The organism is Allotabrizicola aquatica (SeqCode) (assembly GCF_965194375.1).
GTDB classification, from domain to species: Bacteria; Pseudomonadota; Alphaproteobacteria; order Rhodobacterales; family Rhodobacteraceae; genus Tabrizicola_A; species Tabrizicola_A aquatica.
Genome location: NZ_CBDAEL010000003.1, coordinates 74,986 through 95,683, shown reverse-complemented (window position 1 = coordinate 95,683; position 20,698 = coordinate 74,986). Strand labels below are relative to the sequence as shown.

The window sequence follows — 20,698 nt, the reverse complement described above, 5'->3', positions numbered from 1 at the left end:
TGTGCCGGGGGAGGTCGCATCAGAATCATGACACAAGCGAATCACAAAGGGAATCCCCTAAACAGTGGATTCCCTTTAAATTTTGGGTGTTTTACCCAGCGATCGAGGCGGCGTGAATGGCAGAAATCGCTGCGCCAAGGGCGGCATCAAACTCGGCGTCCGATTGCTGGGCACTCAGCCCTTCGGTCAGCGCGCGGCTGAACGAGGCGATGATCCCCCGGTTCTTGGCCAAAATCGCATTGGCCTCATCGCGGACATAGCCGCCCGACAGCGCCACCACTTTCAGCACATTCGGGTGGTCCACCAAGGGCGCATAGAAGTTCGGCACGCTCGGCAGCGTCAGCTTCAGCATGACCTTCTGCCCCTTGGGCAATGTGTCCAGCCCACGGATCAACGCATCGCGCAAAAGCGCCTCGGCCTCGACCTTGTCGGCAATCGAAATCGTCACTTCCGGCTCGATGATCGGCATCAACCCCTTGGCCAGCACCTGGGCGGCCACGGCGAATTGCTGGTCCACAACCGCTTGAATTCCTTTGGAATTCGCCGCCGAGATGACCGAGCGTTCCTTAGTCCCATAGATGCCCGCCGCCACCGCCTTGTCCAAAAGCGCATCCAGCGTCGGCATCGGTTTCAGAATCTGGCAGCCGTCAACCTCGGCCTCCAGACCCTTATCGATCTTCAAGAACGGCACAACTTTGCGCTTGTCCCAGAGATAGGTCGCGGTCGGAATCCCGTCGATCTCGCGGTCCATCGTCTGCTCAAACAAAATGGCACCCACCACCTTGTCACCCGTAAAGGCAGGCGATTTGATGATCCGCGAGCGCATCGCATGGATCATGTCATACATCTCGGTCTCGCCCGAATAGGCAGTCTCCGGCATGCCATACAGCCGCAGCGCCTTGGGGGTAGAGCCGCCCGATTGGTCAAGCGCTGCGATAAACCCGTTGCCCTGTTCCACCCGTTCCGTCTGCTGCGCCTTGGTCATGTCCGTATCCATTTTGGCAATCGTTGGATCGGCCATAACGTCTCGCAAAGGCGCTGGCAAATCTGATAGCGCCAACATGTGCCAGCCATCTGGAAACAAATTGGCCCCGCCACGCACAAGGCGTCGCAGGGCCCGAACTTCAGCGCCAAAAGGGCGAAATTAGCCGTTCAACGCGGCAACGCCGGGCAGGGTCTTGCCCTCCATCCACTCCAAGAAGGCGCCGCCAGCGGTGGAGATAAAGGTAAACTCCTCAGCCGCCCCGGCTTGGTTCAGCGCCGCCACCGTATCGCCGCCACCCGCGACCGAGATAAGCTTGCCCGCGCGGGTCAGATCCGCCGCCACCTTGGCCGCGGCATTGGTCGCGGCGTTGAAGGGTTCAATCTCAAACGCGCCCAAAGGACCGTTCCAGATCAAGGTCTTGCAGGTCTCAAACACCTGCGTCAGCGCCGCCACGGTCTGCGGCCCTGCGTCCAGAATCATCGCATCCGCGGGGCAAGCGCCCGCCGCCACCGTCTCATGCGCAGCCCCCGCCTTGAACTCGCGCGCCACCACCACATCGACGGGCAGATGAATGGCGCATCCAGCGGCTTTGGCCTTGGCCAAAATCTCGCGCGCGGTGTCGGACATGTCGCGTTCGGCCAGCGACTTGCCCACCTCAACCCCTTGAGCGACAAGGAAAGTATTGGCCATGCCGCCGCCGATCACCAGATGATCCACCTTGCCGACAAGATTGCCCAAAAGGTCGAGCTTGGTCGAAACCTTAGCCCCGCCCACAACCGCCACCACCGGGCGCTGCGGGGTACCAAGGGCGGCCTCCAGCGCGCGCAGCTCGGCCTCCATCAGCCGACCGGCGGCCTTGGGCATGAGCTTGGCGATCCCCTCAGTCGAGGCATGCGCCCGATGCGCAGCCGAAAAGGCGTCGTTCACAAAGATATCGCCCAAAGCCGCCAATTCGGCCGCCAAAGCCGGATCATTCTTTTCCTCACCGGCATGAAAGCGGGTGTTTTCCAGCAAAACCACATCGCCCTGACCCGCTGCCGCAATCGCCGCGCGGGCAGGGGCACCGATGCAATCACTGCCAAACACCACCTTGCGGCCCAAGGCCGCGGCCAGCGCGTCTTTCACATGGCCAAGGCTCATTTCGGGCACAACCTTGCCCTTGGGCCGGTCAAAATGCGCCAAAAGCACCACTTTGCCCCCGCGCGCGATGATGTCTTCCACCGTGGGCGCGATCTTGTCGATGCGGGTGGTGTCGGTGACCCGCCCCCCCTCCATCGGCACGTTGATGTCCACACGGCACAGCACGGTTTTGCCCGCCAAAGCCACATCATCCAGCGTTTTCCAGCCCATCTTGACCTCCAAATCCCAGCCTTGTTTGTCAGTCCCTTCTTTCCGCGCATCTCGCGGCTTCGTCAACCATAAGGCCTTTCCCTTTCGCCCATGCGACATTAGGTTCGCCGCAGAAAAAAATGGAGACGCCCCCAATGGCCGAGATCAAAGACCCCGAAAACACCGTCATCATCACGCTGAAAGACGGCGAAGTGGTGATCGAACTTCTGAACGACATCGCGCCCAAGCATTGCGAGCGGATGAGGGCGCTTGCCCGCGCCAAGGCCTATGACAACGTGTGTTTCCACCGTGTCATTGACGGGTTCATGGCTCAGACCGGCGACGTGGCCAATGGCAACATGGAAAAAGACTTCAACCTGCGCCGCGCAGGCACGGGCGGGTCAGAGCACCCGGATCTTCCGGCAGAGTTTTCGGGCATCCCGCATGACCGTGGCACCATCGGTGCGGCGCGCTCGCAGAACCCGAACTCGGCCAATTCGCAGTTCTTCATCAACTTCAACGACAACCATTTCCTGAACCGCCAGTACACCCTGTATGGCCGGGTGATTTCGGGCATGGAGCATGTCGACAAGATCACCCGCGGTGAGCCGCCAGCCTCGCCTGACCGCATGATCACTGTCCGGGTGGCTGCCGATGTTGCGTAAAGCTTTGATCCTGTCCGCTTTTGCGGCATCTCCCGCGCTGGCCCAAGACGTGGTTGACGGCCCCGGCCCGAACCTTGTGATCGAGATTGCCGGGGTGGCCAATGGCACCGTGGTCATCGATATGGCCGATCATAAGGCCCCGAAGCACGTGGCCCAGATCGTTGAGCTTGCGAAATCTGGCGCCTATGACGGCGTGGTGTTTCACCGTGTGATCGACGGGTTCATGGCGCAAACCGGCGACGTGTCGAACGGCAAAGCCGGGGGCGATCTGTCGATGGCCGGCACCGGCGGCTCGACTCTGCCCGACCTTCCGGCCGAGTTCTCGGATCTCGCCTTTGCGCGCGGTGTCGTGGGCATGGCCCGGGCCGCAGACCCGGATTCGGCCAACAGCCAGTTTTTCATCATGTTCGATCAGGGCGATTTCCTGAACGGGCAATACACCGTGGTTGGTCAGGTGATCTCTGGCATGGAGATCGTCGACGCCATCAAGCGCGGCGATGGCGCGAACGGCGAGGTCACCTCTGAGCCGGACGTTATGGCCAAGGTCACCGTGCAGGAATAATGCAAAAGGCCGGGGGAAACCCCGGCCTTTGTCATTCACATAGCACGCGTCGGGCGTCTCCGCGCCACGGCGCGCGACGATGTCGACGGGGCGTTAGCCCAAAACCACCAAAGCGTGCCGCTTCTTGCCCGCCGTCAGCTTGATCGGCTGGGCCAGATCGTCCGCGCCATAGCGCAGGCCGGTGTCGGTGACGGTTTCATCATTCACCTTGGCCCCGCCTTCCGAGATCAGCCGCTTGGCCTCTTTGCCCGAAGGAGCGAGCCCCGCCTTGACGAAAAGCTGAACAATCCCAAGCCCTTCGGCCAGATCAACGGACGACACGGTGACGGTGGGCAGATCATCGCCCACGCCGCCCCGCTCAAACACCTCACGCGCAGTGGCCTCGGCCGCCGCCGCAGCCTCGGCCCCGTGCAGAAGCGTCGTCACCGCATTGGCCAAGACAATCTTGGCCCCGTTGATCTCGGATCCTTGCAAGGCACCCAGACGGTTGCACTCATCAATCGGCAATTCAGTGTACAGCTTCAAGAACCGGCCCACATCGGCATCGGTCGTGTTGCGCCAGAACTGCCAGAACTCATAGGGGCTGAACATATCGCCATTCAGCCAGACCGCGCCCGATTGCGACTTGCCCATCTTCTTGCCATCGCTCGTGGTCAACAAAGGCGAGGTCAGGCCATAAACCTCATGGTCGATCACCCGGCGTGTCAGGTCCACACCGTTCACGATATTGCCCCACTGATCCGACCCGCCCATCTGCAACAAGCAGCCATAGCGGCGGTTCAGCTCAAGGAAATCATAGGCTTGCAGGATCATATAGTTGAATTCAAGGAACGAGAGGCTTTGTTCGCGGTCCAGCCGCGACTTGACCGATTCAAAACTCAGCATCCGGTTGACCGAGAAATGCCGCCCGATCACGCGCAGGAATTCCAGATAGTTCAGATCATCCAGCCATTCGGCATTGTTGACCATCACCGCATCGGTGGCGCCGGTCCCAAAGGTCACATAGGGCGAAAAGGCCCGCTTGATCCCGGCGATGTTGTCATCAATCTGGGCATTGGTCAGCAAAGGACGCTCATCGGCGCGAAAGCTGGGATCGCCCACCTTGGTGGTCCCGCCGCCCATCAGCACAATCGGTTTGCCGCCGGTTTTCTGCAACCAGCGCAGCATCATGATCTGGATCAGGCTGCCCACATGAAGCGATTTCGCCGTGGCATCAAAGCCGATATAGCCCGGCACCACGCCCGCCTTGAAAGCCTCGTCAAGCGCCTGATAATCCGTGCAATCGGCCACAAAGCCGCGCTCGAACATCACACGCAGGAAGTCGGATTTCGGATGGTAGGTCATGGCCGTCTCATGCTTTAAGGATGGCAGCGGTATAGCGGGGCAAAAGGGGCAGGGGAAGGCATGAAAGCGGGGCCGATCTGGGCTTTGGGCGCGATGTCGGGCACCTCTCTGGATGGGGTGGATGCCGCCATGGTGCTCACCGATGGCGAGACGATTGCCGAATTTGGCCCCCACGCCTATCGCCCGCTGAGTGAGGCTGAGCGTGCCACGATCCGCGCCGCCTTTGGCCGCTGGCCCGGTGATCCGGGCGTCGAGGCCGCCGCTGAAGTGATTGAGCGCGCCCATGCCGAGCTTTTGGAGCGCTTTTCGGGGGCAGATGTCGTTGGCTTTCACGGCCAGACCTTGGCGCATGACCCCGGCCAGCGCGGCACCCATCAATGCGGCAACGGCGCGCTCTTGGCTGAACTCTTGGGCACCGCCGTGGTCTGGGACTTTAGATCAAACGATGTGGCGATGGGCGGTCAGGGCGCGCCCTTGGCCCCGTTCTTCCATTTCGCCTGCGCCAAATGGGCGGGGGCGACCGAACCCGTCGCCTTTCTCAATCTGGGCGGGGTAGGCAACCTGACTTGGGTCGATCCAAGCTGTGCCACCCCCGACGCCTCCGGCGCGCTTCTGGCCTTTGACACCGGCCCGGCCAATGCGCCGATCAACGATCTGATGCAGGCCCGGCTAGGCCGCGCGCAAGATGAGGGCGGCGCCTTGGCGGCCAGTGGGCGGGTGGATGAGACAGCAGTGGCCAGCTTTCTGGACCATCCCTATTTCTTCAAAATGCCGCCGAAGTCCTTGGACCGCAATGAGTTTCACGCCGCGCTGCAGGTGGTGGAGGGCCTCTCGCCCGCAGATGCCGCCGCCACCCTCACCGCCATCGCCGCCGCCTCGGTCGCCCGCGGGGCCGAGCACTTTCCCCGCCCCGTGACGCGGCTTCTTGTCGCCGGGGGCGGGCGGCATAATGCGACGATGATGCGCGAACTCGCCACGCGGCTTTCTTGCCCGGTGGCGCCGGTCGAGGCGGCGGGCCTGAACGGCGACATGCTGGAAGCGCAGGCCTTCGCCTATCTTGCCGTGCGCGTCATGCGCGGCCTGCCCACGTCATGCCCCACAACCACCGGCGTGTCCGCCGCTGTGGGCGGTGGTCAGATCAGCCGTCCGTCGCGCTGATGAGCGCCGGCACGGCGACGAAGAGGCATCACAGCCGCGCAATCCGCTCGGTCAAAAGATCAAAGAACCCATCCGCATCCACACTGCCGATAAACAGCGCATTGGCCGGACGGCCCGTCACACCCCACCAATCGGCCACCGTCATGCCCAGGGTCAATTCCGACCCCGTCTCGATTTCAACATTGATATGCCGCCCCTTGAAAAGCCCCGGCTGCAACAAATAGGCAATCACCGTCGGGTCATGCAAAGGCCCGCCATCGCTGCCGTATTTCTCCATGTCATAGCGCTCAAAGAACTCCAGCCACTCGGCACAAACGCGGCCGACCTCGGTGCCCATGGCGCGGAACCGCTCCACCCGCGCGCGGGTGGTCAGCACCTTGTGGGTCACATCCAAGGGCATCACCACCAAGGGCACGCCCGATTTGAACACGATGTCCGCGGCTTCAGGGTCCACATAGATGTTGAACTCGGCCGCAGGTGTGACATTGCCCACCTCAAAATAGGCCCCGCCCATCAGCACGATCTGCTGCACGCGGGCGACGATATCGGGCGCCTTTTCAAAGGCCACCGCGATGTTGGTCAGGGGGCCAAGCGGGCATAGGGTCACCGTATGCGCGGGCTCACGCCGCAGGGTTTCAATAATGAAATCAACGCCATGCTGCGCCTGAAGCGCCATGCTCGGATCGGCCAGTTGCGGCCCGTTCAGGCCCGTTTGCCCATGCACATATTCCGCCGTGACCAGCTTGCGCTTGATCGGCCGATCACAGCCCGCATAAACCCGCGTTTGTGGTTTGCCTGCCAGTTCGCAGATGATCCGGCTGTTCTTTTCGGTGAACTGCAAGGGCACATTGCCTGCCACGGCCGTCACCCCCAGAACCTCCAACTCGGGACTGGCCAGTGCCAAGAGGATGGCAAAGGCATCGTCCTGCCCGGGGTCGGTGTCGATGATGATCTTGCGGGTCATGTGCGGGCCTCCGTGCCGGTCAAGACGCTTAGCTAGCCCAACCTTATCCGCAGGGTCAAAGAAAAAGGGGGCCGCACCCGGCCCCCGTTCGCCTGTCTTGGAAATTCCCGATCAGCCGTCGAAGTTCACGGTCTCCATGATCTTCACCGCCGCCGGACGCTGCGCCGCGATCTCGGCCAAGGTCTTGGTATCGGCCGTGAACTCGCCCCAGGAGGCGACAAGCGCCGAACGTTCAACGCCCGGCTTGACCGGGTATTCGTGGTTCGTCTCGGCATAGATCTTCTGCGCCGCGTCTCCCGACAGCCATTCCATGAACTTAAACGCGTTCTCTTTGTTCGGTGCCGCCGCCGTCATCGCCACCCCCGAGATGTTCAGATGCGTGCCGCCGCTTGCAAAGGTCGGGAACACGATGTTCACGGACTCGGCCGCCGGAACCTGCTCGGGATCGTCCAGCATCTGACCCATGTAATAGGTGTTGCCGATGGCAATGTCGCATTCCCCGGCCGCAATCGCCTTGACCTGATCGCGGTCGCCGCCGTCAGGCTTGCGCGCCAGATTGGCCTTCAGACCCTCGGCCCAGGCCGTTGCAGTCGCCTCGTCATAATGGGCAATCACCGCGCCCAGAAGCGCCACGTTGTAATCATGCAGACCCGAACGCGAGCAGATGCGGCCTTTCCACTTTTCTGTGGCCAGATCTTCATAGGTCGTCACTTCACCGGGCTGCACCCGCTCTTTCGAGGCATAGACAATGCGCGCGCGAGAAGTCAGGCCGAACCACTGATCCGCGGGATCGCGCAGTGAGTCCGGGATATTGGCCTCCAACACATCCGATTGCACGGGCTGGATCACGCCGGCATCCACCACCTGCATCAGCCGCGCGATATCGACCGTCAGCACCAGATCGGCGGGTGAACGGTCGCCCTCGGCCACCAGCCGCTCGGCCATTCCCTTGTCAACAAAGGCCACATTCACGGCAATGCCGGTCTCGGCAGTAAAGGCATCGACCAGCGGCTGCAGCAATTCGGGCTGGCGGTGGGAATAGACATTCACCTCCTGCGCCAGTGCGGGCAGGGCGGTGGACAGAAGGGCAAGAGCCAGAAGAGAAGATCGCATCACTGAGTCCTTTAGTCGGAAATTGCACGGCCTCAATAACCCGAGTCTTTTACTCGGGTCAATACCTGACAAAAAGAATTGGTTTCATCTTGGCCAAAATACTCCCGCCGGAGGCTTCCCCAGATCACCCCGGCGTTCCGGTCGGGGTCTTGGACCCGGCCTTCGCCTTATCCTCAAACTTGGCGCGGTTCCACAGCGCATCCATCTCGGCCAGATCGCTCATCGCCGGGGTCTTGCCAGCCTCGGCCAGCCAAGCCTCGATCTTCGCAAACCGCCTGGTGAACTTGGCATTCGCGGCGCGCAGCGCGGCTTCCGGGTCCACCTGCATGTGCCGCGCCAGATTGGCCATCACGAACATCAGATCGCCAAACTCCTCAACCACCTCATCGGGTCCAAGGCTCTCGCGTGCCTCGACCAATTCGGCCATTTCCTCACGCATTTTGGCCAGAACCTCATCGGTGGAGGGCCAGTCAAACCCCACCCGAGCCGCGCGCTTTTGCAGCTTCACCGCCCGCACCAGCGCCGGAAGCCCCAGCGCCACGCCATCCAAGACCCCCGCAGGCCCGCGCTCGGCGGCCTTGATCTTCTCCCAATCGGCGACCTGCTGCGCGGCGGATTTCTCGCGGCTCTCCGCCCCGAACACATGCGGATGGCGCGCCACCATCTTGTCCGAGATCGCCCGCACCACCTCGTCAAAGCCAAAGAGGCCCGCATCCCGCGCCATCTGCGCGTGATAGACGACCTGAAACAAAAGATCCCCCAACTCACCCGGCAACTCGTCCCAAGCCTGCCGTTCGATCACATCGGCCACCTCATGCGCCTCTTCCAGCGTATAGGGCGCGATGGTGGCGAAGGTCTGCTCAATGTCCCAAGGGCATCCCGCAACCGGGTCGCGCAACCGCCGCATGATCTCCAAAAGCCGGGGCATTCCGCCCTCAAGGTCGTGAACAAGACGGTCGGATGCCGCATCTGTCATTGCCGAGTCCCCGGTTTTGCGATTTGATCAAAGGCCAGACATCAGGAGTCGCCCATGCCCCTTCTCAACCGTATCGCAGCCTATGCCGAAGAAATGAAGGGCTGGCGGCGCCATTTGCACCAGCATCCCGAGCTGGCGTTTGACTGTCACAACACCGCCGCCTTCATCATCGATCGGCTCAAAGAGATCGGCGTGGATGAGATTCACCCCGGCATCGCCAAGACCGGCATCGTTGCCATCATCAACGGGCAGGGAGCTGGGCCGACCATCGGCCTGCGCGCCGATATGGACGCGCTGCCGATCGAAGAGCTGACGAAGGCCGAGCATGCCTCGACCATCCCCGGCAAGATGCACGCCTGCGGCCATGATGGCCATGTGACCATGCTTCTGGGCGCGGCCAAATATCTGGCCGAAACCCGCAAATTCTCGGGCCGGGTGGCGCTCTTGTTCCAACCCGCCGAGGAAGACGGCGGCGGCGGTCAGGTCATGGTGCAAGAGGGCGTGATGGACCGCTTTGCCATCACCCAGGTTTACGGCATCCACAACGCCCCGAACGTGCCCTTTGGCCAGTTCCTGACCACGCCCGATGCGCTGATGGCAAGTGTGGACACGGCCTTTGTCTATATCACCGGCAAGGGCGGCCATGGTGCCACCCCGCATGAATGCGTGGACCCGGTGGTGGCCGTGGTCGGCATGGTGGGCGCGATCCAGACCATCATCCCGCGCAATGTCTATGCGCTGGATGAGGCGGTGGTCTCGGTCACGCAAATCCACACCGGCACGGCCTCGAACATCATCCCCGAAGAGGCGATGTTTTGCGCCACCATCCGGTCCTTCAAGCCCGATGTGCGGGCGCTTTTGAAAAAGCGGTTCTATGAGATCGTCGAAGGCCATGCCGCCGCCTACGGTGTGCAGGCGCGCATCGATTATGACTGGGGCTATCCCGCCACCATCAACCGCGCCGAAAACGCCGCTTTTGCCTGCGAAGTGGCCTCTGAAGTGGTGGGCGAGGGGCTGGTGAACGGTAATTCTGTGCGCGAAATGGGGTCCGAGGACTTTTCCTACATGCTCGAAGCCCGCCCCGGCGCCTATCTTTTCCTAGGTACTGGCCCCGGCGCAGGCCTGCACCACGCCGCCTATGACTTCAACGACGAAGCCGCCCCGATTGGCGCCAGCTTCTTCGCAAGGCTGGTCGAACGCGCGCAGCCTTTGGCCTAAGCCCCCTGTCAAATGCCTGTTCCTGTCAGGCACAAAAAGCGCGATGCTCTGGCCTCGCGCTTTTTCCATAACAGGAACATCCCATGCGGTTTGCCCTCGCCCTTTGCCTTATCTCGACGCCGGTTCTGGCCGATGAATACATCGCCTTCCATTCGCCCTCCGGCAACATTCACTGCGGTTTGACTGTCAGCGCAGACTATACCGGCGCGCGCTGTGATATCTTCCAGATAACGGCTCAAAGCTTCACCAGCGCGCCTGCAGATTGCGAATTTGACTGGGGCAACAGTTTCGCGGTGGACGCGACAGGTGAGGGCTATCTGGCCTGCGTGTCGGATACCGTGGCCGATGATGCGGGGCTCGAGCTTGGGTACGGCCAAGAGATCAGTCTGGGTGGGATCACCTGCAGTTCTGCCCAATCAGGCATGACCTGCACGAATGACTCTGGGCATGGGTTTACGGTGTCAAAGGCCAAGCAAAGCGTCTTTTGATCAAATTCTGGTGGCGTTTTTTGCGGGAATCGGCTAGTCAGATGTTATATTGACTGGAGATTCAAAATGAACGCCCCGCTGAACCTGCCAAATGACAACCCTTTTGAGTTGGACCGCGCCCATGCGGTGCATCCTTGGGTGAACTTTGGCGCGTTCGAGGCGGCGGGGTCTTTGGTGATGGTCAAAGGGCAGGGGTGCCAGCTGTGGGATGCTTCGGGGCGCGAATACTTTGACGCCATCGGCGGCATGTGGTGCACCAACATCGGGCTGGGCCGGGCCGAGATGGCGCAGGCCATGGCGGATCAGGCGATGCAACTGGCCTATACCAACTATTTCTGCGACGTCACCTCGGACACCGCAGCCCGTTTGGCGGGCAAACTGGCCAGCCTTGCTTCCGGCGATCTGAACCGGGTGTTCTTCACCACCGGTGGCTCCACGGCGGTCGAGACGGCGGTGCGCACGGTCGCCTTTTACCACCATTGCAAGGGCAACCCACAGAAAACCGGGATCGTGGCGCGCGAAAACTCCTACCACGGCTCCACCTATCTGACCCAATCGGTGGGTAAGCGGAATGGCGACCGGGTGGACGAGTTCCGGTATCAGTCCGAAGGCATCTACCACCTCTCCTCGCCCTACCTTTACCGCCGCCCCGACCACATGACCGAGGCCCAGTTCTGCGACCATCTGATCGCTGAGTTTGAGGCGCTGATTGCCCGTGAGGGGGCGGACCGCATCGGTGGGTTCATCGCGGAACCCATTCAGGCCAGCGGGGGCATCATCGTGCCGCCAGAGGGCTATTTGAAACGGATGTGGGAGGTCTGCCAGCGCCACGACATCCTGTTCATTGCTGATGAGGTGGTGACCTCGTTTGGCCGTCTGGGCCACTGGTTCTCCTCTTGGGATGAGTTCGGCGTCATGCCCGATATGGTGGCCACGGCCAAGGGGCTGACCTCGGGCTATGTGCCTTTGGGCGCGATGATCATGTCCGACCGCATCTGGGATGTGATGGCGGAAGGGGGGCATCGCTGGTTTACGACGGGCTTTACCTATTCCGGCCATCCGGTGTCCTGCGCGGCGGCGTTGAAGAACATCGAGATCATGGAGCGCGAGGATCTTCTGGGCAATGCCGCCCGCGTCGGGACCTATTTCGAGACGCGTCTGGCGGGTCTGTCGGACCTGCCCTTGGTGGGCGACGTGCGCGGCCGCAAGCTGATGATGTGCGTGGAATCGGTGGCCAACAAGGCGACCAAGGCGCTGTTGCCGGATGAGGCGAACGAGAGCAAACGCATCTCGGACTATGCCGAAAGCCTTGGGCTGATGGTGCGGCCCTTGGGCCATCTGAACGTGATGAGCCCGGCGCTGACGATCACCGAAGGTCAGGTGGATTTTGTGGTCGACACGCTGCGCAAGGCGATTGCCAAGGTCACGGATGATCTGGTGCGCGAAGGGTATCGGGTGGGGTGAGCCGCGGCCTTTCGGCTCGAAATCTCGCGGCGCTTGCGCCGCCAAAAGGCCGGAATCAAGGCGCGTATGCGCCGCCGGCCCGCGCCCGACCTCCCCCCGGGAGGGCGCGTTTGCGAGCGTGGCCAGCAGAACTTCGGTGGGAGGGGTTGACGGATAAAGCGCCTAGAACCAGCCTCGGCGCGCCATCCCGAGGTCGGGCGCGGCCCTGTGTTGAGTTTCGCTTGAATGCCTACTCGTACACGACTAGCGTAAGGGTTGTATTGCGCTGATTATTTGATCGAGGACGAAGATGAGTGATTTTCCCAAAGACCTGGACGCCTTAGGAGTAGATTTTTGTAAGAGTAACCGGATTTCTCCTCATGAATGGGTGGGAGCAAAGATCGAATGGCGTGAACTGCGCAGTATAGGGGATGATCACGAACAACAGATCAAATCTCTATCGCAGAGTGCAAGCATGTATGCCAGTCTGATTCAGTCAATTCATGGTGTTCATTCAGTGCGATGGAGAGTAAAGAGCGCTGACCATCTTATGGCAAAAATTGTCCGAAAAAGGAATGAACAGAAAGAAGGGTATACTGATATATCGGGCGATAACTATTTTGATCGAGTTACAGATTTAGTGGGAATAAGGGCCTTGCATCTCTTTAAGGGAGATTTTGCGCAAATTCATGAGTTTCTTGATCCTTTCTTCCAAAATAAAGAAGATCCAGTTGCCAACCTACGCGAGGGCGATCCAGACGAGTGGACAGAACACTATAAATCACTTGGTTTACAAGTTAGATTTCACCCTGAAGGATATAGATCAATCCACTATGTAAAAACTGTTAAGCCCATAAAACGTAAGCTTCACTTGGAAATTCAGGTTCGAACCGTTTTCGAGGAAGGTTGGAGCGAAGTAGACCATAGAATAAGATATCCAAATTTTTCAAAGGACCATCTCGTAGCGCATGCTAGTGCGATCCTTAACAGACTTTCCGGCATGGCAGATGAAATGTCGACTTATGCACTACAGTTGAGCAACTCGCTTTCGAAGAGCGCACAGGAAACCGAAGTAATTCGAAGTGAGCTTGATGAAGCGCTTGCCCAGATAGACAAGCTATCGTTGGAATTGGGAGGAGTGAAACAAAGCGCGGAGGAAAAGCAGGATACAATCGATCGGTTGAAGCATGAAGTGTCGCGCATGAGGCAAGCATTAGTCCGCGAGCCAACTTACAATGCCCTCGCTGGTTTGGGTGCAAGGCCGGATGCTATGGGTTTGTCAGCAAGTGATTTGTTATCTGGCGCTAAGTCGCGAAATTCGTTGGCTGAAGTGCGCTCCGAGCCAAGTTCTTTAGGGGTGTTCAACACATTTGCCGGAAAACAGGGTCCTAAAGAGTGAGACCCTTGACACCCCACCCCCTCACCCGCCACCCTCACCCTTGCCCATGTGATCCGCGGCGTCTCCGGGGCCTGCCATAACGACGACGCGATCTGTAAATTTCCGAGATACATCATGGCCATGGAAGACGCCAAAGACGAGGTGGACACCGCCTTTACCCGTGCATCAAAGCGGGGGCTTTCCTTTGAAAACGCGTTTGGGGGGGCGACCAGTTTCCTGCGCCGCACCTATACCAAGGACCTCACAGGGGTGGATCTCGCGATCACGGGCGTGCCCTTTGACCAAGCTGTGACGCACCGCACCGGCACGCGCTTTGGCCCCCGCGCGATCCGCGAGGCGAGCGCCTTGCAGCCCTTTGATCCGCCCTATGGCTGGCCGACCAACCCCTTGGAAGAGATGACCATTGTCGATTACGGCGATGTGGCCTTTGACTATGCCCATACCCCCAGCTTTCCGGGTCTCGTGACCGACCACATCCGCACGATCCTCAGCGCGGGTGCGGGCAGCATCACGCTGGGGGGGGATCATTTCATCACCCTGCCGATCCTGCGCGCCTATGCCGAGAAATACGGCCCGATGTCAGTGATCCATTTCGATGCCCATTCCGATCTTTGGCAAGACGACGATATGAGCCGGATCGATCATGGCACGTTCTTCTACAAGGCGGTGAAGACCGGCCTCGTCGACCCCAAGACCAGCGTTCAGATCGGTATCCGCACGGCCTGTGACGATTATCTGGGGGTGGAGTTCATCGACGCCCGGACCGTGCATGAGCGGGGCTGCGCTTATGTGGTGGCGCGGGCCAAAGAGATTGTCGGCAATCGGCCAACCTATGTCACCTTTGACATTGATTGTTTGGACCCTTCGGCGGCGCCGGGCACCGGCACGCCGGTTTGGGGCGGTTTGCAGTCTTGGCAGGCGGCGGCCTGTCTGCGCGACCTTGCGGGGATCAACATGGTGGGGGGCGATGTGGTGGAAGTCTCGCCGCCCTATGACACCACCGGAGCCACGGCGATTGCAGGGGCTCATGTGGCGCATGAGTTGGTCTGCCTTTACCACTGGGCCAAGACGCAAAGGTGAGGACGCGTAGGATGATCTTTTGGCTTCTGTTGGCCTGTTTTGCGGGGATGGCCGCCTATGTGCGGCTCGCCCCCGATGTGGTGGCGCGCTGGCATCAACCGCTGGAAGGGATGCCGACGGCGGCCGGGATCGTGACCGATCCCGGCGGGGCGCGGGCGCTTGTGCCGATGGCCGATGGCCGCGCGGGGCTGGCGCGGCTGGCAGCGGTGGCCGAGGCCAGCCCAAGGGTGCGGCTCTTGGCGGGCAGCGTGGAAGAGGGGCGGATGACCTGGGTCGCGCGCTCGGCTCTTTGGGGCTTTCCCGATTACATAACCGCCGAGGCCGGGCCAAAGGGGCTCGCGGTCTGGTCGCGGCTGCGGTTCGGGCGGTCGGATCTGGGGGTGAACCGGGCGCGGCTTGAGGATTGGCTCGCCCAGCTTTAGCTTTCGCGCACCAGCCGGATATCGGCGGTGGTCAGCGTGGTCGCCCCTGTGACATGCGCCAAGGGGGCGCCGTTGAACAGGATGACTGCATAGGCGTTGTTTGGCCCCATGATCACCGAAAGGGTCGGCGGCACCTCTACGCCGTTGGTGCCAAGGATTGGGGTGTAATGCACCTCGATCTGGTCGGTGCCGCGCAGGTAGTCGTCAATCGTCGCGAAGGTGGTGGCGTCGGCGTTGGAACTGCCGTCGAGCCAGAAGAGATCGGCCCCGGCGCCGCCATTGGCGAAATCGCCCTTGCCAAGGATCAGCGCATCGGCCCCGTCGCCCCCGAACAGCCGATCCGCCCCGTCGATGGTAGGCGCGGTGCCACCCGCGCCGTCCGGCCCGTGGCCCGAAAGGGTGTCATCACCCGCCCCGCCATAGAGCCTGTCGTCCCCGTCATCCCCGACAAGCGCATCCTGACCGATCTCGCCGCGCAAAAGATCATCACCCACCCCGCCTGCCAGCGCATCATCGCCTTGGCCGCCGGACAGGGTGTCATTGCCAGCCTCGCCCAGCAGGCTGTCGGCGCCATCCTCGCCCAAGAGCGAATCGTTGCCCGCCCCGGCGCTGACGCTGTCACTGCCCGCACCAAAGCGGCCATAGTCGTCTCCTGTGGTTCCAGTGGCGTTGTCGCCACTGGGCGTGCCGGGCAGGGTGCTGTCAAAGCCGTCCGCGCGGTATCCGGCATCCACCGTGGGGTCGACCTGCAACGTGATCGCTTCAGGGTCGAGATCGGGCACGCCTTCCACGATGGCGACCACCTCGCCATTCAGCAAGATCCGGCTCGACAGCCCATCGGGCGTGGTCTGGACGGTCAGGGTCGGTGCCACAGGCAGTGAGGTGTTGGGATCAAGGGTGATCGGGTGCTGTAGCACAAGGCTGTCCTCACCCGCCCGGTAATCGGCAATCACAAAGGCTGCCTCCCCCTCGCGCCAGCGCGCGTCCATCTCGAACCGGTCGGCACCCGCGCCGCCGGTGGCGCTGTCACCCCGGCCCAAGATCAGCCTGTCATCGCCCGCCCCGCCAAAAAGCTGGTCGGCGCCATCAGGGGCACCCATTCCAGCCGCAGCCCCACCTTGGATGGAAAAGCCCGAGATCAGATCATCGCCCAGGCCGCCCGACAGGATGTCGGCCCCGCTGCCACCCGCAAGCTGGTCATTGCCCGTCTCACCGGCCAGGCTGTCATCGCCGAGGTCGCCAAAGATGTTGTCATCGCCCTCTTCGCCCCGCAAAAGATCATTGCCATTCTCGCCATGCAACGTGTCGTGGCCCGCTCCGGCCAGAACAATGTCATTGCCCGCCCCCATAGCCGCCTGATCGTCGCCCGAGCCAAGATCTGCGTAATCGGCGGCTGACGAGCCGGTGAGATCGTCATCGCCGCCCCCCATAAACCAGGCTAGGTTGTCGGCATCGGCGGTGACGGTGTCATCTCCCTCGGCAAACCGGTCGGTGCGGCTGTAATTGTCTTCGTCATAAAGACGGTCATTTGCGGCACTGGAACTGGGGCTGTCATCGTCCGAGGATAGGCTGGCACCAAAGGCCCCAACGAAGAGGAGAAGGTTGACGAGGGTGGCGACGTCCATTCTGGAACCTGTGAAGAACCGCGATCAATGCGCAGTTTGACGTGGGATTGTGGCCCAAGCTGGGCGCAATCGCGGTCTTTGCCCGGCGACGTCGCAGGGGGGGGATGGGCGCGCAAGGGCACCCCGGCCAGATTTGGGCGTGCAGATTTGAGCCCATTCCGGCGCAAGGGCTTGGCGGGCGGGCGCAAGCCCTGTAAGACAAACCAAAGAGTTGACCCAAGGGTTGATGGTGGACCGAACAAGGCCCGTGGGCAGAGACCCGACAGGCCGCCAAGGAGAGGCACGGAAGTGAGCAATCCCGACAGTTTCATCGAGGAGGTGACCGAAGAGGTGCGCCGTGACCGGCTGTTTGCGATGTTCCGCAAATACGGCTGGATCGGCGGTCTTTTGGTGGTCGCCATCGTGGGCGGTGCGGCCTATAGCGAATGGCAAAAGGCGCAGGCGCTGGCCCGGGCCGAGGGCTTTGGCGAGGCGATGCTGGATGCGCTGGACATTGGGGGTGCGTCCGAACGGCGCGCCGCGATGGGGTCTGTTCCGGCTGATGGGGCGCAGCTTGCCCTGCGCGCGTTGATGGTCGCTTCGGACCCTGCCGAGGATAAAGCGGCGGCTTTGGCGGCCTTGGACGCTTTGATCGCCGATGTCACCCAGCCCGAGATTTACCGCGACATGGCGCAGTTGCGCCGGGTGATGGTGGCGGGGACCGATATGGCCTTGGCCGACCGCCGCGCAGCGCTTGAGGGCATTTCCGCCCCCGGTCGGGCATTTCGGGTGATGGCGGCCGAGCAGCTGGCCTATCTGATGCTCGAAGAGGGCAACACCGAGGCGGCAATTGCCGCGCTCGCCACGCTGATGCAGGATCAAGAGGCGACGCAGGGTCTGCGGGCGCGCGCGGCACAGATGATCACCGCGCTGGGGGGCAGCTTGCCCGAAACGGCTGAAGCTGCGCCCGATCAGGGTTGATGACGAAAAGCCTTTGGCCCTTGGGCCGGGGCGATGTGAATTGAGGCGGCAATGACGGTTCGGCAAGTGGAGAGACGGGCGATGGCAGGGGGTTTGCGGCCAATCCTGGGGATGACGCTTTTGGCGACCGCACTCGCGGGCTGCGAACGCGATGTCGTGCTGGAAGGCGAGCGGTTTGATCTGCGCACGCCCTTGGAAGCCTCGATCCCGGTTGAGGGCCAGCCTGATCCGACCGCCGAAGCCTTTGTGCTGCAAAACGAGGCGCGTCCGATTGCGCTGCCGGGCGCCGTGGCCAATGCCGATTGGACCCATCGCGGCGGGTCAGTGCGCCATTCTGGGCCGCATGGGGCCTTGTCGGCCGCGCCTGTCCGGGTGTGGAGCGCCGCGATCGGCGCGGGCAATTCCAAGCGCAACCGCCTGACAGCCGCGCCCGTGGTGGCGAATGGCCGGGTCTTTGCGATGGATTCGCGCGCGCAGGTCACGGGTCTTTCGACCTCGGGCGCTGTGCTGTGGCAGGCCGATCTGCGGGCCGAGTTTGACAAGAACGCGTCCGAAGTCTCGGGCGGCGGCTTGGCCGCGCAGGGCGGGCAGCTCTTTGTCACCACGGCCTTTGGGGAACTGGTGGCGCTGGATGCCGCGACCGGCACGGTGCAGTGGCGCCAGCGCTTTGATGCACCTGTGATCGGCGCACCGGCGGTTGACGGCGGCACGGTCTATGCCGTGGCGCGCGATGGCACGGCTGTGGCCGTGGATGCCACAAGCGGCAAACAGCGCTGGAGCGTCAGCGGCACGCGTGCGGTGTCGGGCATGGTGGGCAGCGGCTCTCCGGGGGTGGGGGAGGGGCTCGTGCTCTTGCCCTTCGCCGGGGGCGAGGTGGCCGCTATCAAGCCCGAGGATGGCACGCGCAGCTGGGGCGGTGCAGTGGCAGGCCAACGGCTTGGCCGGGCCTATGCGGCGGGCACGTCCGATCTGACGGGCGATCCGGTGATTGCCGGTGGGGCGGTTTATGTCGGCTCGGCTTCGGGGCGGACCTCAGCCTTTAACGCGCAAACCGGACAGCGGCTTTGGACGGCGAATGAGGGCGCGATGAACCCCGCCTTGGTGGTGGGGGGATCGGTCTTTGTGGTCAATGACCAGGCCAAGCTGGTGCGTCTTGACGCCCAAAGCGGGGCAGTGATCTGGGCGGTGCAGATGCCCTATTACAAGGCCGAAAAGCCCAAGCGCTGGAAGGAAATCACCGCGCATTACGGGCCGGTTCTGGCCGGTGGGCGGATTGCGATTGTCTCCTCGGACGGCGGGCTGCGGCTCTTCAATCCGGTAGATGGGGCGATGGTCGGATCGGCTGAAATCCCCGGAGGCGCAGCCTCGCCGGCGGCGCTGGCGGCGGGGATGCTGTTTGTGGTTGGCACCAATGGGCAACTTCACGCTTTCCGTTAGGGCCAAAGCCCTGTAAGGGGGGCGGCTTGAGAGAAACGGACGCATCATGAGCTTTACGCTGGCCATCGTAGGCCGCCCCAATGTGGGAAAATCGACCCTGTTCAATCGGCTTGTGGGCCGCAAGCTGGCGCTGGTGGATGACCAGCCCGGTGTGACGCGCGATTTGCGCGAGGGGGATGCCAAGCTGTTTGACCTGCGCTTCACCGTGATTGACACGGCGGGGCTGGAGGAGGTCACCGACGACAGCCTTCAGGGCCGGATGCGGCGCTTGACCGAACGCGCGGTGGATATGGCCGATGTCTGCCTCTTCCTGATTGATGGCCGCGTGGGGGTGACACCTTCGGACGAGGTTTTTGCCGAGATCCTGCGCAAGAAATCGGCGCGGGTGATCTTGGGCGTCAACAAGGCCGAGGGCAAAGCAGGCGACGCAGGCGCTTTGGAGGCCTATTCCTTGGGTCTGGGCGAGCCTGTGCGGCTGTCGGCCGAACATGGCGAGGGGATGGACGACCTTTACCACATGCTCAAACCGCTTGAGGGCGAGTTTGCCGAGCGTGAGGCGGAAAACGCCCCGGTGGTGGATGTCGATATCTCGGAAGATGAGGCCGAGCTTGAGGCCGATGAATTCGCCCATTACCCGACCGCCAAGAAGCCGCTGCAGATCGCTGTGATTGGCCGCCCGAATGCGGGCAAATCGACTCTGATCAACAAGATTCTGGGCTATGATCGCCTTTTGACAGGCCCCGAGGCCGGGATCACCCGCGATGCGATTTCAGTCCGGGCCGAGTGGCAGGGCACGCCGATCCGGATTTTCGACACCGCTGGCATGCGCAAGAAGGCCAAGGTCACCGAAAAGCTGGAAAAGCTGTCGGTGTCGGACGGGCTTCGCGCCGTGCGCTTTGCCGAGGTGGTGGTCGTCCTTCTGGACGTAGAAATTCCGTTTGAAACCCAAGACTTGCGGATCGCCGACTTTGCCGAGACCGAGGGTCGTGCGGTGGTGGTGGCGATCAACAAATGGGATCTTGAGGACGACAAGCAGGAAAAGCTGGCCGATCTGAAAGAGATGTTCGAGCGGCTTTTGCCGCAGTTGCGCGGCGCGCCCTTGGTCACGGTTTCGGCCAAGACAGGCCGGGGTTTGGACCGGCTGCACGACGCCATCCGCAAAGCGCATGACGTCTGGAACCGCCGTGTGCCGACGGCGCGGCTGAACACCTGGCTTGGGGCCATGACAGAGGCGCATCCGCCACCGGCCCCCGGGGGCCACCGGATCAAGCTGCGCTATATGACCCAAGTGAAAACCCGCCCGCCGGGGTTCATGGTGAAATGCTCGCGCCCCGATGAATTGCCCGAAAGCTATAAACGCTATCTGGTCAATGGGTTGCGCGATCATTTTGACATGCCGGGCACGCCCATTCGGCTGTTTTTCCGCAGCCAAGCCAATGAAAATCCGTGGAAGGAACGCAAGTTCCACACGCCCAGCCGGTTGCGCAAACACAAGGCAAAGAACACGGGCGAGTAAGCCCTGCAAAGGCC

19 protein-coding genes are annotated in these 20,698 nt (G+C 61.9%); 12 read left to right on the top strand and 7 right to left on the bottom strand.

The window, feature by feature from the left end; genetic code table 11:
• Positions 1-91: 91 nt before the first annotated feature.
• Positions 92-985, bottom strand: a complete 894-nt coding sequence (locus tag AC72UB_RS05770; protein ID WP_505188934.1) for a fructose bisphosphate aldolase — start codon at positions 983-985, stop codon at positions 92-94.
• Between the two features lie 159 nt (positions 986-1,144).
• Positions 1,145-2,335 carry a phosphoglycerate kinase gene (locus tag AC72UB_RS05765; protein ID WP_505188933.1) on the bottom strand — a complete coding sequence of 397 codons (1,191 nt, stop codon included), beginning with the start codon at positions 2,333-2,335 and terminating at the stop codon, positions 1,145-1,147.
• A gap of 134 nt (positions 2,336-2,469) precedes the next feature.
• Here AC72UB_RS05765 and AC72UB_RS05760 point away from each other — a divergent pair, with 134 nt between their 5' ends.
• Positions 2,470-2,979 (top strand): peptidylprolyl isomerase, encoded by a 510-nt coding sequence (locus tag AC72UB_RS05760; RefSeq protein ID WP_505188932.1) that lies wholly within the window; start codon positions 2,470-2,472, stop codon positions 2,977-2,979.
• On the top strand, positions 2,969-3,541 hold the full coding sequence (locus tag AC72UB_RS05755) for a peptidylprolyl isomerase (RefSeq protein ID WP_505188931.1): 573 nt from the start codon (positions 2,969-2,971) through the stop codon (positions 3,539-3,541). The genes AC72UB_RS05760 and AC72UB_RS05755 overlap by 11 nt, the downstream gene beginning before the upstream one ends.
• A 93-nt stretch (positions 3,542-3,634) precedes the next feature.
• On the opposite strand, the gene tyrS is transcribed toward AC72UB_RS05755, so the two are convergent.
• A complete protein-coding gene (tyrS, locus tag AC72UB_RS05750; protein WP_505188930.1) occupies positions 3,635-4,885 on the bottom strand; it encodes a tyrosine--tRNA ligase in 1,251 nt (416 codons plus the stop codon).
• A gap of 60 nt (positions 4,886-4,945) precedes the next feature.
• Here tyrS and AC72UB_RS05745 point away from each other — a divergent pair, with 60 nt between their 5' ends.
• A complete protein-coding gene (locus tag AC72UB_RS05745) occupies positions 4,946-6,043 on the top strand; it encodes an anhydro-N-acetylmuramic acid kinase (protein WP_505188929.1) in 1,098 nt (365 codons plus the stop codon).
• A 28-nt stretch (positions 6,044-6,071) separates the two neighbouring features.
• On the opposite strand, the gene AC72UB_RS05740 is transcribed toward AC72UB_RS05745, so the two are convergent.
• The 3 genes from AC72UB_RS05740 to mazG all read right to left on the bottom strand — a co-directional run bounded on the left by AC72UB_RS05740 (position 6,072) and on the right by mazG (position 9,096).
• Complete coding sequence (locus AC72UB_RS05740; protein WP_505188928.1) at positions 6,072-7,007, bottom strand: nucleoside hydrolase; 936 nt, start codon at positions 7,005-7,007, stop codon at positions 6,072-6,074.
• A gap of 111 nt (positions 7,008-7,118) precedes the next feature.
• Complete coding sequence (locus AC72UB_RS05735) at positions 7,119-8,120, bottom strand: Fe(3+) ABC transporter substrate-binding protein (protein ID WP_505188927.1); 1,002 nt, start codon at positions 8,118-8,120, stop codon at positions 7,119-7,121.
• Positions 8,121-8,244: 124 nt separating this feature from the next.
• Positions 8,245-9,096, bottom strand: a complete 852-nt coding sequence (gene mazG, locus AC72UB_RS05730) for a nucleoside triphosphate pyrophosphohydrolase (RefSeq protein WP_505188926.1) — start codon at positions 9,094-9,096, stop codon at positions 8,245-8,247.
• A 54-nt stretch (positions 9,097-9,150) separates the two neighbouring features.
• Between mazG and AC72UB_RS05725 the strand changes: the two genes are divergently transcribed.
• The 6 genes from AC72UB_RS05725 to AC72UB_RS05700 all read left to right on the top strand — a co-directional run bounded on the left by AC72UB_RS05725 (position 9,151) and on the right by AC72UB_RS05700 (position 15,146).
• Complete coding sequence (locus tag AC72UB_RS05725; RefSeq protein WP_505188925.1) at positions 9,151-10,314, top strand: M20 aminoacylase family protein; 1,164 nt, start codon at positions 9,151-9,153, stop codon at positions 10,312-10,314.
• A gap of 83 nt (positions 10,315-10,397) precedes the next feature.
• Complete coding sequence (locus tag AC72UB_RS05720; RefSeq protein ID WP_505188924.1) at positions 10,398-10,802, top strand: DUF6636 domain-containing protein; 405 nt, start codon at positions 10,398-10,400, stop codon at positions 10,800-10,802.
• Between the two features lie 66 nt (positions 10,803-10,868).
• Positions 10,869-12,266: an aminotransferase gene (locus tag AC72UB_RS05715; protein ID WP_505188923.1), complete on the top strand. Its 1,398-nt coding sequence runs from the start codon at positions 10,869-10,871 to the stop codon at positions 12,264-12,266.
• 289 nt (positions 12,267-12,555) lie between these two features.
• The gene (locus AC72UB_RS05710) at positions 12,556-13,644 is read left to right on the top strand and encodes a RelA/SpoT domain-containing protein (protein ID WP_505188922.1); all 1,089 of its coding nucleotides are present in this window, start codon (positions 12,556-12,558) and stop codon (positions 13,642-13,644) included.
• A 114-nt stretch (positions 13,645-13,758) separates the two neighbouring features.
• Positions 13,759-14,724: an agmatinase gene (gene speB, locus AC72UB_RS05705; protein ID WP_505188921.1), complete on the top strand. Its 966-nt coding sequence runs from the start codon at positions 13,759-13,761 to the stop codon at positions 14,722-14,724.
• Positions 14,725-14,735: 11 nt separating this feature from the next.
• Complete coding sequence (locus tag AC72UB_RS05700) at positions 14,736-15,146, top strand: DUF1499 domain-containing protein (protein ID WP_505188920.1); 411 nt, start codon at positions 14,736-14,738, stop codon at positions 15,144-15,146.
• On the opposite strand, the gene AC72UB_RS05695 is transcribed toward AC72UB_RS05700, so the two are convergent.
• Positions 15,143-16,771, bottom strand: coding sequence for a calcium-binding protein (locus AC72UB_RS05695; protein ID WP_505188919.1), 1,629 nt, complete (start codon positions 16,769-16,771; stop codon positions 15,143-15,145). The two genes, AC72UB_RS05700 and AC72UB_RS05695, sit on opposite strands and share 4 nt — an antisense overlap.
• A gap of 288 nt (positions 16,772-17,059) precedes the next feature.
• Here AC72UB_RS05695 and AC72UB_RS05690 point away from each other — a divergent pair, with 288 nt between their 5' ends.
• The 3 genes from AC72UB_RS05690 (at position 17,060) to der (ending at position 20,684) form a co-directional block, all read left to right on the top strand.
• The gene (locus AC72UB_RS05690) at positions 17,060-17,731 is read left to right on the top strand and encodes a tetratricopeptide repeat protein (protein WP_505188918.1); all 672 of its coding nucleotides are present in this window, start codon (positions 17,060-17,062) and stop codon (positions 17,729-17,731) included.
• Positions 17,732-17,812: 81 nt separating this feature from the next.
• The gene (locus tag AC72UB_RS05685) at positions 17,813-19,168 is read left to right on the top strand and encodes an outer membrane protein assembly factor BamB family protein (protein ID WP_505188917.1); all 1,356 of its coding nucleotides are present in this window, start codon (positions 17,813-17,815) and stop codon (positions 19,166-19,168) included.
• A 46-nt stretch (positions 19,169-19,214) separates the two neighbouring features.
• Positions 19,215-20,684 (top strand): ribosome biogenesis GTPase Der, encoded by a 1,470-nt coding sequence (gene der, locus AC72UB_RS05680; protein ID WP_505188916.1) that lies wholly within the window; start codon positions 19,215-19,217, stop codon positions 20,682-20,684.
• Positions 20,685-20,698: the final 14 nt, after the last annotated feature.

Bases quoted from the DNA above. Each gene is read 5' to 3' on its own strand.
- der (WP_505188916.1), top strand. From the start codon at position 19,215: ATGAGCTTTACGCTGGCCATCGTAGGCCGCCCCAATGTGGGAAAATCG.
- AC72UB_RS05715 (WP_505188923.1), top strand. From the start codon at position 10,869: ATGAACGCCCCGCTGAACCTGCCAAATGACAACCCTTTTGAGTTGGAC.
- AC72UB_RS05700 (WP_505188920.1), top strand. From the start codon at position 14,736: ATGATCTTTTGGCTTCTGTTGGCCTGTTTTGCGGGGATGGCCGCCTAT.
- AC72UB_RS05745 (WP_505188929.1), top strand. From the start codon at position 4,946: ATGAAAGCGGGGCCGATCTGGGCTTTGGGCGCGATGTCGGGCACCTCT.
- AC72UB_RS05685 (WP_505188917.1), top strand. From the start codon at position 17,813: ATGGCAGGGGGTTTGCGGCCAATCCTGGGGATGACGCTTTTGGCGACC.
- speB (WP_505188921.1), top strand. From the start codon at position 13,759: ATGGCCATGGAAGACGCCAAAGACGAGGTGGACACCGCCTTTACCCGT.
- AC72UB_RS05740 (WP_505188928.1), bottom strand. From the start codon at position 7,007: ATGACCCGCAAGATCATCATCGACACCGACCCCGGGCAGGACGATGCC.
- AC72UB_RS05765 (WP_505188933.1), bottom strand. From the start codon at position 2,335: ATGGGCTGGAAAACGCTGGATGATGTGGCTTTGGCGGGCAAAACCGTG.
- AC72UB_RS05735 (WP_505188927.1), bottom strand. From the start codon at position 8,120: ATGCGATCTTCTCTTCTGGCTCTTGCCCTTCTGTCCACCGCCCTGCCC.
- AC72UB_RS05710 (WP_505188922.1), top strand. From the start codon at position 12,556: ATGAGTGATTTTCCCAAAGACCTGGACGCCTTAGGAGTAGATTTTTGT.
- AC72UB_RS05725 (WP_505188925.1), top strand. From the start codon at position 9,151: ATGCCCCTTCTCAACCGTATCGCAGCCTATGCCGAAGAAATGAAGGGC.
- AC72UB_RS05770 (WP_505188934.1), bottom strand. From the start codon at position 985: ATGACCAAGGCGCAGCAGACGGAACGGGTGGAACAGGGCAACGGGTTT.
- mazG (WP_505188926.1), bottom strand. From the start codon at position 9,096: ATGACAGATGCGGCATCCGACCGTCTTGTTCACGACCTTGAGGGCGGA.
- AC72UB_RS05695 (WP_505188919.1), bottom strand. From the start codon at position 16,771: ATGGACGTCGCCACCCTCGTCAACCTTCTCCTCTTCGTTGGGGCCTTT.
- AC72UB_RS05755 (WP_505188931.1), top strand. From the start codon at position 2,969: ATGTTGCGTAAAGCTTTGATCCTGTCCGCTTTTGCGGCATCTCCCGCG.
- tyrS (WP_505188930.1), bottom strand. From the start codon at position 4,885: ATGACCTACCATCCGAAATCCGACTTCCTGCGTGTGATGTTCGAGCGC.
- AC72UB_RS05720 (WP_505188924.1), top strand. From the start codon at position 10,398: ATGCGGTTTGCCCTCGCCCTTTGCCTTATCTCGACGCCGGTTCTGGCC.
- AC72UB_RS05760 (WP_505188932.1), top strand. From the start codon at position 2,470: ATGGCCGAGATCAAAGACCCCGAAAACACCGTCATCATCACGCTGAAA.